The 18,587-nt window shown below is 46.0% G+C and carries 17 protein-coding genes; 7 read left to right on the top strand and 10 right to left on the bottom strand.

Annotated elements, in window-relative coordinates; translation table 11 throughout:
- Positions 1 to 15: 15 nt before the first annotated feature.
- From AC6EJC_RS11280 to AC6EJC_RS11260, 5 genes are all read right to left on the bottom strand, one after another.
- The gene (locus tag AC6EJC_RS11280; RefSeq protein ID WP_444954044.1) at positions 16 to 1,053 is read right to left on the bottom strand and encodes a BMP family lipoprotein; all 1,038 of its coding nucleotides are present in this window, start codon (positions 1,051 to 1,053) and stop codon (positions 16 to 18) included.
- Positions 1,054 to 1,431: 378 nt separating this feature from the next.
- On the bottom strand, positions 1,432 to 1,791 hold the full coding sequence (gene rplT / locus AC6EJC_RS11275) for a 50S ribosomal protein L20 (RefSeq protein ID WP_007429517.1): 360 nt from the start codon (positions 1,789 to 1,791) through the stop codon (positions 1,432 to 1,434).
- A gap of 52 nt (positions 1,792 to 1,843) precedes the next feature.
- Positions 1,844 to 2,044 carry a 50S ribosomal protein L35 gene (gene rpmI / locus AC6EJC_RS11270; RefSeq protein WP_013309379.1) on the bottom strand — a complete coding sequence of 67 codons (201 nt, stop codon included), beginning with the start codon at positions 2,042 to 2,044 and terminating at the stop codon, positions 1,844 to 1,846.
- 20 nt (positions 2,045 to 2,064) lie between these two features.
- Entirely contained in the window at positions 2,065 to 2,562 is a 498-nt protein-coding gene (gene infC, locus AC6EJC_RS11265; RefSeq protein WP_010349250.1) for a translation initiation factor IF-3, read from the bottom strand.
- 321 nt (positions 2,563 to 2,883) lie between these two features.
- On the bottom strand, positions 2,884 to 4,122 hold the full coding sequence (locus AC6EJC_RS11260; RefSeq protein ID WP_444954043.1) for a glycosyltransferase family 2 protein: 1,239 nt from the start codon (positions 4,120 to 4,122) through the stop codon (positions 2,884 to 2,886).
- Between the two features lie 610 nt (positions 4,123 to 4,732).
- Between AC6EJC_RS11260 and AC6EJC_RS11255 the strand changes: the two genes are divergently transcribed.
- Both AC6EJC_RS11255 and AC6EJC_RS11250 read left to right on the top strand, forming a co-directional pair.
- Positions 4,733 to 5,260, top strand: coding sequence for a phosphatase PAP2 family protein (locus tag AC6EJC_RS11255; RefSeq protein WP_444954042.1), 528 nt, complete (start codon positions 4,733 to 4,735; stop codon positions 5,258 to 5,260).
- 51 nt (positions 5,261 to 5,311) lie between these two features.
- A complete protein-coding gene (locus AC6EJC_RS11250) occupies positions 5,312 to 6,445 on the top strand; it encodes an MGDG synthase family glycosyltransferase (protein WP_444954041.1) in 1,134 nt (377 codons plus the stop codon).
- A 49-nt stretch (positions 6,446 to 6,494) separates the two neighbouring features.
- Here the strand turns inward: AC6EJC_RS11250 and trmB are convergent, their stop codons facing one another.
- The gene (trmB, locus tag AC6EJC_RS11245; RefSeq protein ID WP_444954040.1) at positions 6,495 to 7,208 is read right to left on the bottom strand and encodes a tRNA (guanosine(46)-N7)-methyltransferase TrmB; all 714 of its coding nucleotides are present in this window, start codon (positions 7,206 to 7,208) and stop codon (positions 6,495 to 6,497) included.
- 104 nt (positions 7,209 to 7,312) lie between these two features.
- Positions 7,313 to 7,510, bottom strand: a complete 198-nt coding sequence (locus AC6EJC_RS11240; protein ID WP_444954039.1) for a hypothetical protein — start codon at positions 7,508 to 7,510, stop codon at positions 7,313 to 7,315.
- Between the two features lie 307 nt (positions 7,511 to 7,817).
- Here AC6EJC_RS11240 and mnmL point away from each other — a divergent pair, with 307 nt between their 5' ends.
- From mnmL to AC6EJC_RS11220, 4 genes are all read left to right on the top strand, one after another.
- Complete coding sequence (gene mnmL / locus AC6EJC_RS11235) at positions 7,818 to 8,771, top strand: tRNA modification radical SAM protein MnmL/YtqA (protein ID WP_444954038.1); 954 nt, start codon at positions 7,818 to 7,820, stop codon at positions 8,769 to 8,771.
- The gene (mnmM, locus tag AC6EJC_RS11230) at positions 8,772 to 9,353 is read left to right on the top strand and encodes a tRNA 5-(aminomethyl)-2-thiouridylate-methyltransferase MnmM (RefSeq protein ID WP_444954037.1); all 582 of its coding nucleotides are present in this window, start codon (positions 8,772 to 8,774) and stop codon (positions 9,351 to 9,353) included.
- A gap of 177 nt (positions 9,354 to 9,530) precedes the next feature.
- The gene (locus AC6EJC_RS11225) at positions 9,531 to 10,505 is read left to right on the top strand and encodes a type I phosphomannose isomerase catalytic subunit (protein WP_444954036.1); all 975 of its coding nucleotides are present in this window, start codon (positions 9,531 to 9,533) and stop codon (positions 10,503 to 10,505) included.
- A 25-nt stretch (positions 10,506 to 10,530) separates the two neighbouring features.
- Positions 10,531 to 11,538, top strand: coding sequence for an alpha/beta fold hydrolase (locus tag AC6EJC_RS11220; RefSeq protein ID WP_444954035.1), 1,008 nt, complete (start codon positions 10,531 to 10,533; stop codon positions 11,536 to 11,538).
- Between the two features lie 97 nt (positions 11,539 to 11,635).
- On the opposite strand, the gene AC6EJC_RS11215 is transcribed toward AC6EJC_RS11220, so the two are convergent.
- The 3 genes from AC6EJC_RS11215 to AC6EJC_RS11205 form a co-directional block, all read right to left on the bottom strand.
- Positions 11,636 to 12,172, bottom strand: coding sequence for a YfiT family bacillithiol transferase (locus AC6EJC_RS11215; RefSeq protein WP_444954034.1), 537 nt, complete (start codon positions 12,170 to 12,172; stop codon positions 11,636 to 11,638).
- 136 nt (positions 12,173 to 12,308) lie between these two features.
- On the bottom strand, positions 12,309 to 13,607 hold the full coding sequence (gene odhB, locus AC6EJC_RS11210) for a 2-oxoglutarate dehydrogenase complex dihydrolipoyllysine-residue succinyltransferase (protein WP_444954033.1): 1,299 nt from the start codon (positions 13,605 to 13,607) through the stop codon (positions 12,309 to 12,311).
- 5 nt (positions 13,608 to 13,612) lie between these two features.
- A complete protein-coding gene (locus AC6EJC_RS11205; RefSeq protein ID WP_444954032.1) occupies positions 13,613 to 16,504 on the bottom strand; it encodes a 2-oxoglutarate dehydrogenase E1 component in 2,892 nt (963 codons plus the stop codon).
- Between the two features lie 713 nt (positions 16,505 to 17,217).
- On the opposite strand from AC6EJC_RS11205, the gene AC6EJC_RS11200 reads away from it, so the two are divergent.
- The gene (locus tag AC6EJC_RS11200) at positions 17,218 to 18,489 is read left to right on the top strand and encodes an MFS transporter (RefSeq protein ID WP_444954031.1); all 1,272 of its coding nucleotides are present in this window, start codon (positions 17,218 to 17,220) and stop codon (positions 18,487 to 18,489) included.
- The last annotated feature ends 98 nt before the right edge of the window (positions 18,490 to 18,587 follow it).

Below are 18,587 nucleotides of genomic sequence, written 5' to 3'. Positions count from 1 at the left end.
TTCTTCAAGCCAGACTTATTTCGAAGGAACTGTAATTTCGCCCTTAATGATTTTTTGCTTGTATTGTTCCACAAGATCAAGCACGTCTTTAGGAACGTTTTTCGTTGATGTATCCGCCAAACCAATTCCGTTATCCTTCAGAGCCAGTGTTTCGACACCGCCCTTAAACTTACCGTCAATTACTTCCTGGGATACGCGTTTTACAGCTTCATCTACGCGTTTTACCATCGAAGTCAATGTTACCTCGTCACCAAACTCAAGTGATTGGTCTTTATCTACGCCAATAACCCATACTTGCTGACCTTGTTGCTTACGTGCGAGTGCTTCGTTAAATACGCCTGTACCTGATCCGCCAGCTGCATGGAAAATAATATCAGCACCATCGTTGTAGATCGTTGCAGCAGCAGCCTTGCCGAGATCCGGCTTATCAAACGCACCTGTGTAATTTACTATCAGTTCTGCATTTGGATTTACAGCTTTAATCCCTGCTTCGAATCCTTTTTCAAAACGTTTGATCAGCGGGCTGTCTTGTCCACCCACAAAACCAATTTTGTTTGTTTTGGTAAGCTTACCAGCTACAACCCCCACCAGGAAGGAACCTTCATTTTCAGCAAAAACAACCGATTTTACGTTAGGCGCATCCACGACACTGTCAATGATCGCCAAATTTTTGTTGGGGTTATCTTTCGCTACTTGTCCAATCGCATTCGCCAGATTAAAACCAATCCCCCAAGTCAGGTTAAAATCACCCTTAACAAATTGGTTCAGGTTAGGAATATAATCTTGATCGGATTTACTTTGCAGGTATTTAACTTTAGCGCCTGATTCTTTCTCAGTGGCTTGCAGTGCTTCCCAAGCAGATTGGTTAAACGATTTGTCGTTTACTCCACCTACATCTGTAACCATGCCGATTTGGACATTCGATGTTTTGGCAGAACCGCCTGTGTCTCCACCATTTGTGTTGGACGCACCTTGATTTTTGTTACCGCAGCCTGCGAGAATGACCGAGATCGCCAGCAGCATAACCAAAGACATACTGAACATTTTCTTCATGCTGATACTGTTCCCCCTTAGTGTTAGATCCCTGGACTGTCTCTTTTCTTTAAAAATGTACATGCTCATGCATGTCATTTACTGACGAGACAGATCGTACAGAAGACTTACTTTAGAGATTATACAATTATGATCGGCTAAAATCTAGACAATTAATAACCTTGGGTCAATTTTTTTTAAAATCCCATCAATGTAAGCGTTACAAAATTAAAAAAAACATACATTCTGCCATCACACGTTATATTTATTCGTATTTTGGAGAAAACTAAGTCTTTTCGTAGCTTTAAGTATGTACAAAAAAAGGCATCCCTACACAGCGTACTGCTTGGGATACCTTTTTTACCACTTTCGTGGTTTCCACGCCTTCATTATTAATAATTAAGCGTTGATTTTGCCTTTGGCAACAGTTGCCAAAGAGTTGAATGCATTAATATCATTGACTGCAAGATCAGCCAAGATTTTGCGGTTAATGTCCACACCAGCCAATTTCAGGCCGTGCATCAATTTGCTGTAAGACAAACCATTCAAACGAGCTGCTGCGTTGATACGCACGATCCACAGTCTGCGGAAGTTACGTTTCGTCTGACGACGGTCGCGGTATGCGTAAACAAGCGATTTCATTACCTGCTCGTTAGCTGTTTTAAAAATGCGGTGTTTGGAACCAAAATAACCTTTAGCAAGCTTCAATACTTTTTTATGACGACGACGAACGACGAATCCGCCCTTTACTCTTGCCATATCAAAAGACCTCCCAAATAATGTTTATACTTTATTCATTGCCGTGCTTGTGCTATTTCAGGTTAGCAAGACCTTGTTTCAGACGTTTAACGTCCCCAGGTGCCATCTCAGGGTTAGTACCCAGAACGCGTTTTGCACGTTTGGATTTGTGGGAAAGCAAGTGGTTTTTGTAAGCTTTGTAACGCATTACTTTACCAGTACCGGTAATTTTGAAGCGGCCTTTAAGGCTGCTATGTGTTTTCATTTTAGGCATTGAACTTCCTCCTTAATTTGTCATTGACTCTTTGGAGCCAATATCATAATCATGCTGCGTCCTTCGAGCTTGGGTTGGCGCTCCACGGTACAAAGATCAGCAACTTCCAATTTCACACGTTCGAGAATTTTTTGACCCACATTAGCATGGGTAATTTCACGACCACGGAAACGAACGGAGCATTTCACCTTGTCCCCTTCATTCAGGAACTTCACCACATTGCGAAACTTGGTCTGGTAGTCATGTTCCTCGATGTTGGAACGGAACCATACCTCTTTGATGTCAACGATCTTCTGGTTTTTACGGGCTTCCTTTTCTTTCTTTTGTTGCTCATAGCGGAATTTTCCGTAATCCATAATCCGACACACGGGCGGCTTCGCTTGAGGCGCCACGTTCACGAGATCCAAGTTTGCGTCAATCGCCATTTGCAGAGCTTCACGAGTCGGTTTAATCCCGATTTGTTCCCCGTTCGCACCAACTAGACGTACTTCTCTCACCCGAATCTCATCATTGATCATATGTTCCTTACTAATAACCCTCCACCTCCAGAACCTGTTATTGTTGTATTGTGTTTAAGCACAAAAAAGGGATGACGACTATACAGCCGACATCCCTGTCTGATACTCAATTCATCATGAAAGTTCAATTCACAAATCATTGGATCATGACCAGCCGGCAATACCGGACAGGTGAGAAGTCGGACCTTCTGCTTGTTAATCCATACTTTTCAATTAACATACTCAAATATCTTATCACGTTACTATTGAGGCGTCAACACTTTTATAAAAACAGGTGACGCTTATCCTCTGTGGGACACACAGCCCTAATCCACCGTGTACTTAACCTTGCTTGCTCTGAACCTCTTCCAGACGAACGACACGCGTATGCTGAGTGTGGCTCCATTGCTTGTTGTTCTGTGTGAAGAACGCATAGAACGTAATCGGATACCACGAAACCAGATAGATCGGGAATAGCAGCAAGTACAGATATACTTTTTTGAACGTGACCTTTTCCAAGATCATCGCGATCAAAAAGGTCGTAATATTCAGACCTACTGCTATAACACCGGTCCAAGCCGGGAATTGCACATAGATATTTTCGATATTAGGTCCACCAAATAACGCAATATCTATCCACATAGCTACTGTCATCAAGAAGGTGAACAGTACGATATACACGTTTAGACCATAAAGAGCCATATCGAATTTAATCAAGCTTCTATGCTTGATACTTTGCCACAGCAACGGGAAGAAATAACGACGAGCGACCGTGAAGTGACCTTGCATCCAGCGCAGACGCTGTCTGGACGAAGCTTTGAACGTCAACGGCTTCTCATCATATACCTTGGCATCGTAATTAAATCTTGGATATACGTTGCGTTGTGTGCAGCGCATGGTGAATTCCAAATCCTCTACCAGACTTGTCGCACCCCAGCCCATTTCCTTCAGCAGATTTGTTTCAAAGCACATGCCTGTACCACCAAGGAAATTAGCCATGTTCAGATTGTGACGTGACAGCTGCCACAAACGGTTGATGTACCAATAAGATACCCCGTATGCCGCTGTAATCCAAGAATCCTCAGGATTCTTAGTATCAATGTACCCCTGGATAACACGGGCCCCTGTGCACAAATCATTGTTCATTTCACTCAAAAAATTCGTATGCGCCAAATTGTCAGCATCAAACATGACAATGGCATCATATTGGCGCGGCATAGCCCATAATTCCTTGAGCATCCACTCAATAGCATAGCCTTTACCACGCAGATTCGGATTCGTACGTTCACAAGCATTCATACCGTGAGCGCGAACGATGTCCGCTGTCTTATCTGTACAGTTATCACAGATCACGAACACATCGTAAAGTTCCTTCGGATAATCAAGTTGCTTCAAATTTTCCATCAATGCTCCAACAACTTGTTCTTCATTGTGAGCAGCGACTAAAACGGCAAATGATTTTTCTGGAGCTGCTTGCTCTTTCCTTTTCTTGCGAACCAATCCGAACAAGGAGAATGCAAACTGATAGACTGCGATCACCGCCAGTATGATCTGGAGCGTCACGAAAATGGCGTCTAACATGATCTCTTGTTACCCCCTTTTTATACCCCTTAAAATCTTGCGTTTGTTTGTTTTCTATCTGTGTAGCGCAAGTTGCGGCGCTTTGTGCGCCTTTTCTGTAGTTTTTGACCCGACCCTTGCTTTCTTCATTGGCTGTGCGCAGCCCCCTTTTGGCTGACACAGGAATGCCATTACGATTTTCGTTGGTTTTCAATCTTTTGTCAAAGTCCTAAAACCGGTCTCAGCAGCAAAAAAACACGACAAACTCCCGTTTGAACCGAGATTGCGGCGCTGGGCCTCTCATTCATGACGCTTAGGTCTTATTTTCATCCATTTGCTAACTTTTTATTTCTTTGGTCCCTCCTTTTTGTGGGCCAATTAGCAACCACTTCTAAACACTCTATCTTATTAGACGGATGAACGCAAAGAAAGTTATACAATACGGCTTATATTCCATTAACATTTTTGTGTAGAATTGAACCAAGTAAGTGGTGATTCTTTGGTGATTCTTGAAATGAAGTGCGTTTAAAAATATGATGAGAGCAAGAGAATAATTACTTATGGCCTGATTCTGTCAAAGTGATTCAAAATATTTGCCGACCGACCTGAAACGGCAACCGGAGGAAACCAAATGCAACGTCTAGTCGTAAAACTTGTAAATCTGGAGCAGCAGTTGTTCAAATGGATCAACGGACGCTTACACAACCGTTTTTTGAACTTCTGGCTTTATTATCTCACACATTTAGGCGGGGCTACCTTTACAATAGCCTCCACGCTCCTTATTTGGTGGCTCACTCCGAATCCATGGAAAGATTCCGGTATGAAGGGAGCTATCGCTCTCGGGATCAGTCACATACCCGTAGCTATCGTTAAAAAGCTGTACCCGCGGATTCGCCCATACTTGGCGCTACCAGGTACAAATACATTCCGCAACCCCTTGTCGGATCATTCTTTTCCCTCAGGGCACACGACCGCTATTTTTTCAGCTACCGTTCCTTTTATGCTACAGTCACCAATGCTAACACTGCTGCTGTTGCCTGTAGCGATAATCGTAGGTTTTTCTCGGATTTATCTGGGTCTCCACTACCCCACGGATGTACTTGCAGGAGCAGTCATCGGAACGTCTGCAGCAATAGGAACGGTTGCATTCTGGCCTTAAAGCCGATATGGTATGATTGAGAACATCCCAGCAGGAACAGGTGAAATGAGAGTGGCTAAAAAACGAGTGTTATTATTATCGGAAGGTTTCGGTGCCGGACATACTCAAGCTGCCTATGCGCTCTCAAGCAGCTTGCGGAAGCTTTCTCCGAATGTGCAGACAAGAGTGCTGGAGCTGGGGAGCTTTTTGAATCCGAGAATGGCCCCGCTTATTATTACAGCATACAAGAAGACTGTTGTATCGCAGCCTCGCCTAGTCGGATTGGTTTACCGTCATCAGTACAAAAAATCATTAAACCGTCTTACAACGCTCGCTTTGCACCGTCTGTTCTACACACAGACCCGAAACATTCTCCGGCAGCTTCGTCCCGATTTGGTGGTATGTACTCACCCCATCCCAAGCGCGGTAATTTCACGTTTGAAGCGCTTAGGCTTACATGTTCCGCTTTGTACCGTCATTACAGACTACGATGCACATGGAACATGGATTAGTCCCGAGGTTGACCGGTACTTTGTATCTACGCCTGAAGTCATGCGTAAGCTCCGCGCGCGCGGAGTATCCGTGTCGAAAATCCAGGTGACCGGTATTCCGGTTCATCCAAATTTTTGGGAACATCCTGGGCACGATGAAATTAGAGAACAATTTGGACTTAAACCCATCCCGACTGTACTCGTCATGGGCGGCGGCTGGGGCCTTATGAACGACGAAGTCATACATCGTTCGCTTACCGATTGGAGAGAAAACATTCAATTTATTTTTTGTTTGGGGCATAATGATAAAATTCGTCGTAAAATGCAACTGGATCCCCGGTTCAACCATCCAAATATTCACATCTTCGGATTTACACGGGAAATCGACAAATTAATGGAGGTATCGAATCTGCTCATTACCAAACCCGGCGGAATGACATGCACCGAGGGATTGGCCAAAGGGATTCCGATGCTGTTTCACAAACCTCTCCCTGGACAGGAGGAGGAAAATTGTCAATACTTTACGGCTCAAGGCTTCGGAGAACCGATTACTTCGCTGGATGTTGTCGTTAAATGGATGAACCGACTGCTACACGATTTTCCAGAAATCGTCCGCAAGCGACAGGAGCACGTCCATAATGTAGCGCGATATTATCCTCTTCAGAGCGCACAGAGTATTTTGGATATACTGGAACCGAACAGGGTGCTTTCCTAAAAGGAAGCACCCTGTCTTATTTATTTCATCCGTTTGATCTGAAGCAACTTTACTTTCCGTACTTTTCAAGGCGTATTTTTTCGTACTCTTCCAAAACATCTTTGCCGATCAGCACCTCGACACGATGAATATTCATACCTTTACCCATGAACTTTTGTTCATATTCCGTCATGACATGCTCCTCGTTGATCCCCTCACGATGAAGGTTTAACGAAATATTCGTCATTTGCAGACCGCTGTCGGCAAATGAATTCAGAGAAAACTCAAACAGTGTCTCCGAATCCGTCTTAAAATGAATTTGTCCTTTGCTGTTCAAAAGCTGACGGTACTTGTCCAAAAAACGCGGATGCGTCAACCGACGACGTGCATGTTTGGCTTTAGGCCAGGGATCACTAAAATTCAGATAAATGCGTTCAATTTCTCCTGGTTCAAAAACATTCTCGATCTGTTCGATGTTTGCCAGTGCCAATTTGATATTAGGCGGCGTATCAACCTCTGAATCACTCCAGGCCAGACGAGACTTTTCTGTTGCACGGCGTACCAGCTCATCATACATATCAAAGCCAATATAGTTAACCTCCGGATTCCGGAAGCTCATTTGGCTTATAAATTGCCCTTTACCCATACCGAATTCCACATGAATGGGGCGATCATTACCAAAAAGCTGCTGCCATTTTCCTTTATACTGTGATGGTTCCAAGATGACCAGGTCCTGCTGTTCTTCCAGACTTTCCCGTATTCCTTTTCTTCCGCGTAAACGCATGTTACTCCTCCATATACTCTGTTATCAAGGAAAAAGGAATTTCACCCCCGCTTGAAGATACGGAAATGAAATTCCTTTTTCAATATATTTGGATTGGGGTCCAACTAATTTAATTGTTCATAGTCTACCCCATCAGCAGGTGAAAAATCAATTGTCTTTTGGCAAGCCGCTCTGATTTTTTGACGTGCGGACGTTCCAATCTGACGATCCTGCCCAAAACGGACACCAGTCAATGCCAACGCCTCATCAAAGGTTAACTCAACAGTAACTTTATCCATACGCGTCTTATCCTGCGTATTCATAAAAGATCACCTCACGGGTTATTTGTGATGGAACCGACGTGCACTTACCCTAAAGCAGGCGATAGAAACAGCATAGCTGCCTCCCTGAAGAATAATCATTAGCCGATGGATAACTTTTATCTTCAGGATCGAAAACAGTCCTTTTATCGTATGTCTGGTACCGCTTACAATATAACATACTGTGTAACCTTTTTCAATCCGGAAAGCATTAAAATCCGCACTTTTTATTGACTTTGTCGGTCAAATGATTCCCAATTAAGACTGATTTTTGTTACAATAGGGTGATCGTAAAAAAAGGAGTACACCCATGAAAACAGATTTGTTGCCTGCTCCTCTCCTGTGGGGAGATAAACGGTTCCATACTTGGAATTACGAAATGCGCGAGCAATTTCAAAATAAAGTGTTTAAAGTCATGCTGGATGCGGGTTTTACTTGCCCAAATCGTGATGGCTCCATTGCCAAAGGGGGTTGCACCTTTTGCAGCGCACGCGGATCGGGTGATTTTGCCGGGCGTCGCCGTGATGATCTGGTCACCCAATTCAATACGATTCGGGATCGGCAGCATCTAAAATGGCCAAACGCCAAATATATTGGCTATTTCCAAGCCTACACAAATACGTATGCCCCGGTTGAGGAACTGCGAGAATACTTCGAGGTTATTCTGGAGCAGCCCGGCGTTGTCGGTCTGTCCATCGCTACACGTCCTGATTGCCTTCCTGACGATGTAGTGGATTACCTTGCCGAGCTGAACGAACGCACGTACCTGTGGGTCGAAATGGGTCTGCAGACTGTCCATGAATCGACCTCGGAGCTGATTAACCGCGCTCATGATACTCAATGCTATCTGGATGCGGTGGAAAAGTTGCGCAAGCGGAATATCCGCGTGTGCGCCCACATTATTTACGGTCTGCCACAAGAGACGCATGAAATGATGCTCGATACGGGACGTGCAGTAGCGGCTATGGATGTGCAGGGTATCAAAATCCATCTGCTACATCTCATGCGCAAAACGCCAATGGTCAAGCAGTATGAAGCGGGATTGCTACGCTTTCTGGAAAAGGACGAATACGTTAAGCTGATTGTTGATACGCTGGAGTTTTTACCTCCCGAAATGATCGTTCATCGGCTGACCGGAGATGCACCACGCGATTTGCTGGTGGGACCTATGTGGTCGCTTAAAAAATGGGAAGTGCTTAACGCCATTGATGATGAACTGAAATCACGTGAAACGTGGCAGGGAAAATACTGGAGGCAGCCTTAAATGGGTTTCCTATCCGTCCTGAGTTACGCTCATCAATTGGTGGCTGCGCGGGTGCAGCCAGGCGATACTGCTATAGACGCCACCGTCGGTACAGGAGCAGATACGTTGTTTCTCGCTAAAGCCGCTGGCAAACGGGGCCGCGTCTACGGCTTCGATATCCAGCAGGAAGCATTGCATTTCGCCCGTCGTCGGCTGGAAGAAAACGCCTCTCCTTCATTAGCAGAAGTTTCGCTACTGCTGCAAGGTCATGAGAAAATGCGGGAGGCCGTTCCAGACATGCTGCATGGCAAAGTCGCTGCGGTCATGTTTAACCTCGGCTACTTGCCGTCCGAAGGCGCGGATCCTACTGTCATCACGCATACGGACAGCACGCTTGCCGCTCTTGAAGCTGCCTTGCAATTGCTGCGGCCACGCGGGATTCTGACTGCCGTATTATATCCAGGGCACGCCGGAGGCAGTGAAGAAGCGGAAGCCGTCCTTCAATGGGCTTCTGCTCTCCCGATCTCCAGCGGTCAAAGCATTATTTATCGTCAATTACAACGAGCCGCTTCGCCTTACGTAGTGGCGGTTGAAAAGAAATAATGTCGGATTGTTAAATTCGCATATTCAGGTTATGAGCGGCTTTTTAGCCGCCTTACATATATCTTTTTTCAAGCTCGTTTGGGTACTATTCATCCCAGTTTATTGCCCCAGCGGCACGTTTTTGATTTCCTTATTCTGTTAGGTCGCACTCATTACTCATTATGGAGGAGAGAAATTATGCTAAAGCCATACCCGCTGCAATTTCAACCTGAGTTCAAAGAGAGAGTTTGGGGAGGACGAGCCTTAGAACAATTTGGTCTGACCCCACCAGAAGGGCATATTGGCGAAGGATGGATGATTGCCGATCATCCGAACGGAACAACAACGGTCATCAATGGCGAGCTGGCAGGGAAAGGGCTGGATGAAATCCGCGAGACCTACGGTCAGGATTGGCTCGGGGCCAAGGGCGTATCGGAAAAAGGCGGACGATTTCCACTTTTGATCAAACTACTGGATTGCAATGATGACTTGTCCGTTCAGGTGCATCCGACTGATGATTACGCGGGACTTCCAGCCGGAGAATTAGGAAAAACCGAAATGTGGTACGTGCTTGATGCCAAGCCGGATGCCAAGATTATTTATGGTCTGACCGAAGGTGTAACCCGCGACAGTCTGCGTACGGCTCTTGAAAGCGGAGACATCCTCGGCAGTTTGCGTCAGGTTCCAGTTGAAGCAGGCGATACATTCTTCATCCCCGCCGGAACCGTACATGCACTATGTGCAGGCGTTGTCGTTGCTGAAATTCAGCAAAATTCGGATACAACCTATCGCTTGTATGACTACAATCGCCCCGGTCTGGACGGAAAGCCTCGTGAGCTGCACATTGAGGATTCCCTCAATGTAACCTCCTACGAAGGTGCAGGTGCAACAACGATGAAAACGGACGGTTTACAGCCTGGAGAATGGCTCCAGCTGGCAGCCTGTGAGTATTTTGTTGTGGAAAAGGGTATCGTAGATGGAAGTTGGGCACTTTCCACAACGGAAGACAGCTTCACTATTCTCGTGATTTGCGAAGGCAGTGGGACCATAACATGGGACAATAATACGGAGTCTCTTTCCTGTAAAGCTGGAGATTGCTTCCTGCTGCCCGCTAATCTGAGCGGTTACACGCTGAATGACGGAATGACCGTACTTAGATCTTATCTTCCTTAAAGCTTAAAGGATGTGATGTCTAATCATGCGGGAATACACCTTCACCATCGCTGAAAATGACGGAACAGAGCTTTTTGCCTACCGATGGCTGCCCGATCAGAATTTGCCCATTAAGGGGATTGTTCAAATTTCGCATGGCATGTGCGAGACGTCCTACCGCTATATCCGTCTGGCCGAAAAGCTCACTGCTTCCGGCTACGGTGTGTATGCCAACGATCATATCGGCCACGGGCGCACGGCTGGTGATCCTGATAAGCTCGGTATGCCGGGAGCCAATGCGTTTAATCGAATGGCAAACGGCATGCTGGAGCTAGGCGAAATTGCGGCCAAGGAATTCCCTGATCAGTCTCGTTTTTTGCTGGGGCACAGCATGGGGTCCTTTTTAACCCAGAAAATTATGTATGATGACAGGCAGAAGTATCACGGGTTTATTTTATCTGGAACAAACGGACGACGTGGTCTGCTAAAACTCGGTGAGCAAGTTGCCCTGCTGCAAGCCAAGCTGCAAGGAATGGATCATCGCAGCATGCTGCTCAACGCTATGGTCTTTGGCGGCTTTAACCGTGCCTTTCGTCCGGTGCGTACGGCGTTCGACTGGCTATCTCGTGATCCTGAGGAAGTAGATCAATTCGTGCACGACCCATTATGTGGAGCTATTTGCACGACAGGCTTTTTTCTGGATTTTTTCAGGCTATTGCAAGAAATCCACTGGCCTTCCTCGCTGAAAAACATCAATCCCAAACTGCCAGTTTATATTTTTGCCGGGGATCGTGATCCGGTGGGTTTGTTCGGTAAAGGGGTGTTGTCGCTAGTGGATATGTATCGAAGCCTGGAGCTTCAGGACGTGGAGTATCGCCTCTACCCTGACGGTCGCCATGAGATGCTGCATGAAACAAACCGCGACGAGGTAATGAGTGACATCGTTGACTGGCTGGACCGTCATGTTAACGCAGGGGCGACCTCTGTTTCCATTTTGTCTGGAGCCTCCGAGGCATCCGGTTCATCAGCTTCGCCCAAGTCATCATCCTTGTGAGGAATTAAGAAAGGAAACCTTTAAAACCACGATTAAAGTGGCATTAAAGGTTTCTTTTTTTATTCCTTTATATTTCATTTGGTGATAGTTTTAAAAATTACCATGCATTCCGTTCTCTCAAGGAAGTAATATGAGCTATGTGATGTTTGCCATGCCAGGCATAGATGCCGATGTTTCGTTCCAGACGGATCGTCTGGCCCGTTTCAGGATGAATAAACGTTCGGTGTAGCTGTTCTTCTCCCAATGAACGCAACACGGTCACCCACCGTTCATGAAGACCTTCCAGCAATTGCAACGAAGGTTCCAGTGGAAGCTCCCTGGCGTCTGGTATTTCAGCCCAACGCCCCTCATCATATGGCTTGATCGTCGGTGTATCCTCTGTCAGCGCCAGCTTAAAACGGATATAGCTGTTCATATGGCTGTCTGCCAAATGATGAACTACCTGCCGAATCGTCCAGCCCCCTTCGCGATAAGGCGTATTTAGCTGCTGCTCATTCAGTCCTTCGACCGCCTGACGCAGCTGCGCAGGCAATTCAGCAATGTCGTGGATCCATGCGATAAGCTGTTCTTCTGTAATGGTATCTGGAATAACGAATGGTCCAATCGGGTAACGCAAGTCTAAGTCTTTGTCCAAAGCAATTCCCGCCCTTCTCTGAATCTAGTGCCTGTAATGTCAGTATCCTTATGTTATCACTATGCAGGAAAAAAAGCAGACCCGCAAGAGTCTGCTTTTGTCACACAATGAAGAGAGGATACCCTACCGATTTATTCTATCCTTCCAGCAACAATGATTCCGGATCTTCCAACAATTCTTTGACCGTTACCAGGAAACGAACCGCCTCGCTACCATCAATAATACGGTGATCGTAGGACAACGCGATATACATCATCGGACGATTTTCCATACGTTCCTCGTCAATGGCAATCGGACGAAGTTGGATTTTATGCATCCCCAAAATACCCACTTGCGGCGTATTGAGAATTGGCGTAGACAGCAGGGAACCGAAAATACCTCCATTGGTTATGGTAAAAGTTCCTCCTTGCAAGTCTGCCAGAGAAAGCGAATTGGAGCGTGCTTTGCCAGCCAAATCTGCAATGCTCTTCTCAATTTCAGCAAAGCCGAGACGATCGGCATCCCGTACAACTGGCACAACCAAACCTTCCTTGGCAGATACAGCAATCCCGATATCATAGTATTTTTTCAGTACGATATCATCGCCGTTAATTTCTGCATTCACGGTAGGGAAACGCTTGAGCGCGCCAACCACTGCCTTCGTAAAGAAGGACATGAAGCCCAAGCCTACATCGTGTTTTTCCTTAAACTTATCTTTACGGCGTTTACGCACATCGAGAATGGCGGTCATATCCACTTCATTAAAAGTGGTGAGCATGGCAGCTGTTTGCTGTGCCTCAACAAGACGCTTGGCAATCGTCGCTCTGCGACGGGACATCCGCTGTCGTTCCACAGGCTTGCTGTACTCCGTTTGAGCTGGAGACGGAGGTACAGGCTTGCTAGTAGCGGGAGACGCAGGTACAGATGCTGCACGCGACACTTCAGCGCTGTTATGCGTTTTAACGTCCTCCTGAAATACACGTCCGAGCGGGTCCTTTCCCTGTACCTGCTCTAGATCAATTCCGCGCTCACGCGCCAGCTTCCGGGCGGATGGTGATGCCGTCTGGCCATTCCCGTCACCATTAGATGAAATAGGCTGTGCGGCCTTTTCTACTGCTTTACCGCCGCTTTCTACGGAAGACGGTGACGTCGCTACGGACGGTGCATCAGGCGCTTGAGTCGCTGCTGCTTCTCCGGCACCGGTTGGTTCCGCGCTACCACTGCCGCTTCCGATCAAGCCAACAGCTTCACCGATGACCACAGTATCCCCCTCCTGACGAAGGATTTTCTGGACCACACCTGCTTCTTCCGCACTAATTTCCAGATTGACCTTATCCGTTTCCAGCTCCAGTAGAACATCTCCCTGTCCTACGGAGTCCCCTTCCTTTACAAGCCATTTGGAGATTGTTCCTTCCGTGATGGATTCTCCCATTGCTGGCACTATAATATCGCTCACAGCCGCTACCTCCCCAGTGTAATATTGTTTTTGGAATCCTGTTTCAACGCCGATTGAATAATTCGCTGTTGTTCTAGGCTGTGTACTTGCTGATAACCGCTGGCCGGGCTGGAACGATCCGGTCTGCCTGCGTAACGAATTTCCGCTCCCTGTGGTACAACATTCCGCAGACGAGGCTCAATGTAACTCCAGGCCCCCATATTTTTAGGCTCTTCCTGAGCCCATACGAACTCCTTAACCTGCGGGAAGCGGCTGAAAATACTTCGAATTTCCTCTTCCGGGAAAGGATATAGCTGCTCCACTCGAATAATGTGCAGACGCTCTTCTGCCTCACTCTTATCCTTCTCCAACGCTTCTTCCAAATCAATGGCAATCTTGCCACTGCACAGTACAATGCGCTCTACACGATCCGGACGTGCACCCAGACCAGGTTGTTCCAAAACAGGACGGAATGTTCCCTCGCTGAATTCAGAAGCAGGTGAAGCGACACGATTGTTGCGAATCAGGCTCTTCGGCGACATCATCACAAGCGGGCGGGCTTCCTCACTTTCGCTTAATGCAGCCTGACGGCGCAACAGATGGAAATACTGTGAGGCACTGCTCAAATTGGCGACAGTCCAGTTATTTTGTGCGGACAACTGGAGGAAACGCTCCAGACGTGCGCTCGTATGCTCCGGTCCTTGTCCTTCGCTACCATGTGGTAACAGCATCACCAGACTGGATTTCTGTCTCCATTTGGCACGGCCCGCGGAAATGAATTGGTCGAAAATAACCTGCGCACAGTTGGCAAAATCGCCGAATTGTGCTTCCCAAATTACTAAGGTTTCAGGAGAATACACGTTATAACCATACTCAAAGCCGAGGACAGACGCCTCAGACAATGGACTGTTATGAATACTGAACGAAGCACGTGCTTCCGGCAATGTATGCAACGGGCAATGTGTACGGCCTGTTTCAGGCTCATGCAGCACGAGGTTACGGTGAGCAAAAGTAGCTCGCTCCGCATCCTGACCTGTCATACGAATAGGCTTGCCGTCTGCGAGAATGGTGGCCAAAGCCAGCGTCTCCGCCAAGCTCCAATCTACCTTTTCACCCTCGTTCAGAGCTGTTTTTCTACGTTGTAAAATTCGATCCAGCTTCGGATATACATGAAAAGCCTGTGGCCATTTGAGCAAGTTTTCATTGATTTGGCGCAGTTTTTTCAATTCTACAGCAGTACGTACAATTGACGCCTGATTTTGTTTCGCCTTCACAGGAGAAATTTCAGGTTCCTCTACCGGGTGATTCTTCACATGCTCATGCGCTTCCTTCAGTCGGTTTTGGACCTTTTCAATGAGGCCAGCACTAAACCCTTCATCCACAATCCCCTGCTTCATCAGCTTTTGAGCATACAATTTACTCACCGTCGGATGATTCTTCACCTTGCGATATACCAGCGGTTGGGTTGTTTCCGGGTCATCAGATTCATTGTGACCATAACGACGGTAACCAATCAGATCAATCAGGAAATCCTTTTTGAAACGATTGCGGTATTCGCCAGCCATGCGAGCTGCTGCAATACAAGCTTCGGGATTATCCGCGTTCACATGTACAATTGGAATTTCATAGCCTTTAGCCAAATCGCTGGCATAACGGGTCGAACGTGAATCGACACTTTCCGTTGTAAAACCCAGACGATTATTCACAATAATATGGACTGAGCCGCCATTGCGGAAGCCGCGCAAATTCGTGAAATTGAGCGATTCTGCCACGATACCTTCACCCGGGAAAGCCGCATCACCGTGCATAATAATTGTAGCCGCCTTGCTGACATCCAGCTTCGGATAACCAGCCTGACTGCGGTCTTCCTGTGCCGCACGCGAAAATCCTTGTACCACCGGATTCACATATTCCAGGTGACTCGGGTTATTCGCCAATGTTAGACGGGCCTGCACCGCTTCCCCATCTTTTACAAAACGATCAGCACCCAGATGATATTTCACATCCCCAGTCCAGCCGTAGTTAATTCCTGTAGAACCTTCCGAAGGGATCAAATCCTTATTCGGAGAATGATGAAATTCAGAGAAAATTTTGCTGTAAGGCTTGCCCAGCACATGAGCCAGTACATTCAAACGGCCGCGATGCGCCATACCCATCAGGACATGACTTGCTCCTGCATTTGTGGTCAGACGAATAATTTCGTCGAGTACAGGCACAAGCACATCATTACCCTCGATGGAAAAACGTTTCTGTCCGACAAATGTTTTGTGCAAAAACTCCTCGAACTGTTCTACTTCTACCAATCTGCCCAGCAACGACTTGCGTTCCTGTGTTGTGAGTGGCTTGGAGGACCAGCCGGATTCTGCATAGCTGTTCAGCCAGCGGCGTTCCTCCTCGTTATGGATATGACTAAATTCATAGGCAATCGGCCCTGTGTACGCTACACGTAACCGTTGAATGGCTTCCCATCCGTTAAGTGTTCCCGCAGGAGCGTTATCCCATATTAAAGAGGCTGGAAAAGCCTTTAAGTCTTGTTCAGTTAAACCGTAAGAGGCTGGATCAAGCAAGCGTGTATCCTGCTCGGCATCCAGTCCCAGCGGATCTATTTGGGCAGCCAAATGTCCGTATTCGCGGATGTTCCACACCATTTTCCCCGCTGTAACCGCTTTCTGTAATGTGTTCGAATCAAGGTGCCCCAGAGCACTTGAGGGGGGGCCTTGCAATTTGTTGTCTATCATGGAAGCAGCCGAGTATTCGGATTGTGGCGGCTCACCCCATTGATCAAACAGCTCGCGGTAAGCCGGATCAACCGTTCCGGGGTCCGCTACATACTTTTCATACTGGTCCTGCACATAACCTAGATTAGGTCCGTAATACGCCTGCCAAGGTACCTGTCTGCTGCTCTCTTCCATTGTCATCTCGTTCCCTCCGTCAAATTTTGAAATTCATAGCTGGACGGAAATCATTTTAATTTTTGTTTTTTTGTTAAACTTTCAATTTTAAATAGTTCACAATATGCTCACATTATATGAAATCCTTCATCAAAAGTCGAATTTCACAGTTCTTATTCCTCTTCTATTGTATAAACTTTTCCGGCTATGAGCATTTCCTTTTTCTCAACATATCCATGCGTAAATGAGATGAATCGGGCTATTCTGTAATTCTTACACCCTCATTATAGACGATTACCGTATTGATTATTTCAGACAACATATCGGACAATTAAAAGAAGCCATTCCACAAAAAGAAGAAAAGCTTTGACTGGTATAAAAAAGTAATCGCTACAAATGGCGAGGATTTAGCTTAATTAAGATTGGAGACTGACACCCATTTGTGAGTCAGGAATCAAACATCTGGAAACTTAAATAACCAGCCGTCGGATATCAACCGACGGCTGGTTATTTAGTTTATGTTGCTCCTCATACTACGCCAAACGAGTTAGAAACAACTTCCCAGTCCACCCCACTATGATTATCGTTAACAGCAGAATTTAAAAAGCAGATGGTCCGATACGATGCAAATTCAAACTTAAAGTGACATTAAAGTCACTTTTCTGTACAATATTCCTACTTTTCACTATTATTTTAATCAGGCATCTAAAAACCGCTTTGAAAGCGAAAGGGATGGAACTGTGACTGGATTAAAACAAGTACTCAGAAACAAGAATTATGTCAGGTTTTTTCTGGCAACCTTCGCCTCACAAATGGGAGGAATTATCGGGGTTACTGCATTCATGTTTTATTTGTTGAAACGGTTTACAAATCAGCCATACTATGCAACGCTTGCCGAGTTAATGTATTCGCTCCCAATGCTGGTAGTATTTCTCGTGGTTGGAGTGCTGGCAGATCGGATGGACAGACAAAAAATTGCTGTTAATTGTGACTGGATCAGCGCTTTTTTATCCTTATGTTTGCTTATTTTTATTTGGGTCGATTCGATTCCTTTGATATTTGCCCTCCTCTTCATCCGTAGTGCTGCCTCCAAATTTTTCTTCCCAGCCGAAAGTGCCATTATACAGGGGATATTAAGCGAAGATGATTACACCATTGCCGCAGGCCTCAATCAAATGATGGGGAGTCTTTTCATGTTATTTGGAGGAACTCTGGGGGCCGTCGTTTACTGGCACTTTGGAATTACTGGAGCCATCCTAATTGATGCTATTTCTTTTATTGTGTCTGCACTGCTTATTCGTTCCTGCAAAATTCCAAAGGAAGTACGCCTTCCGAACGGGGCACATCAATTCAAACAATTAAAATTCAAACTTGTCATGATCGATTTTAAACAAGGGTTTCTTTACATATTACGCAACAGACTATTACTTTGGCTGGTTTCAGGCTTTTTTATGTTCGGTATCTTAAATGGTGGTTTTAGCGTTTTACCGATGTTTATTCTTAAATATAAGCTAGCTCCAGGCAACTATGAGCAGTATATGGTATGGACAGGTATTATTTTTGGAGCTGGTGTGTTGCTTGGTACCCTAATCGCTTCTCTCATCTCCGCCAAGCTAAAGCTACACCAAATGATTGCAGCGGGAGTTCTGGTAGCCGGAATGGGTATGTGCACACTTGGATTTGTTAACCACCTCTATGCTTTTCTGATTATCAACTTTGTCATTGCACTGATACTTCCGTTCATTAACATTGGCATAGGAGGATGGCTTCCTCGTATTGTAGATCCTCAAATGATGGGACGTGTGCAAGGTTTGATTAATCCTTTAATGATGCTGTCCCAGTCTCTTACATTAGGTTTCGTTGCTGTAAGCTTTCCTTCATTTATTTCAATTGAAGTCTTGTTTTTATTAGTTGGGGTCTGTACCGTTATTGTAGGAATATACTACACTATTGTGCTTCCCCGTTATGCTAATTACAGCACTTCTTCTAAGGCCCTTCAGGAATCTTTATAGGCAAATTAAAAAAGTCATACAGCAGACCATTCCGCCAGCGATTGTTGAATTGCCACTTCTGCCTCCGAATCCAGTGCAGAAGTGGCTTCATCGTATCT

This window comes from Paenibacillus sp. TY11 (assembly GCF_059772165.1).
This window is presented reverse-complemented; position numbering and strand designations above follow the sequence as displayed.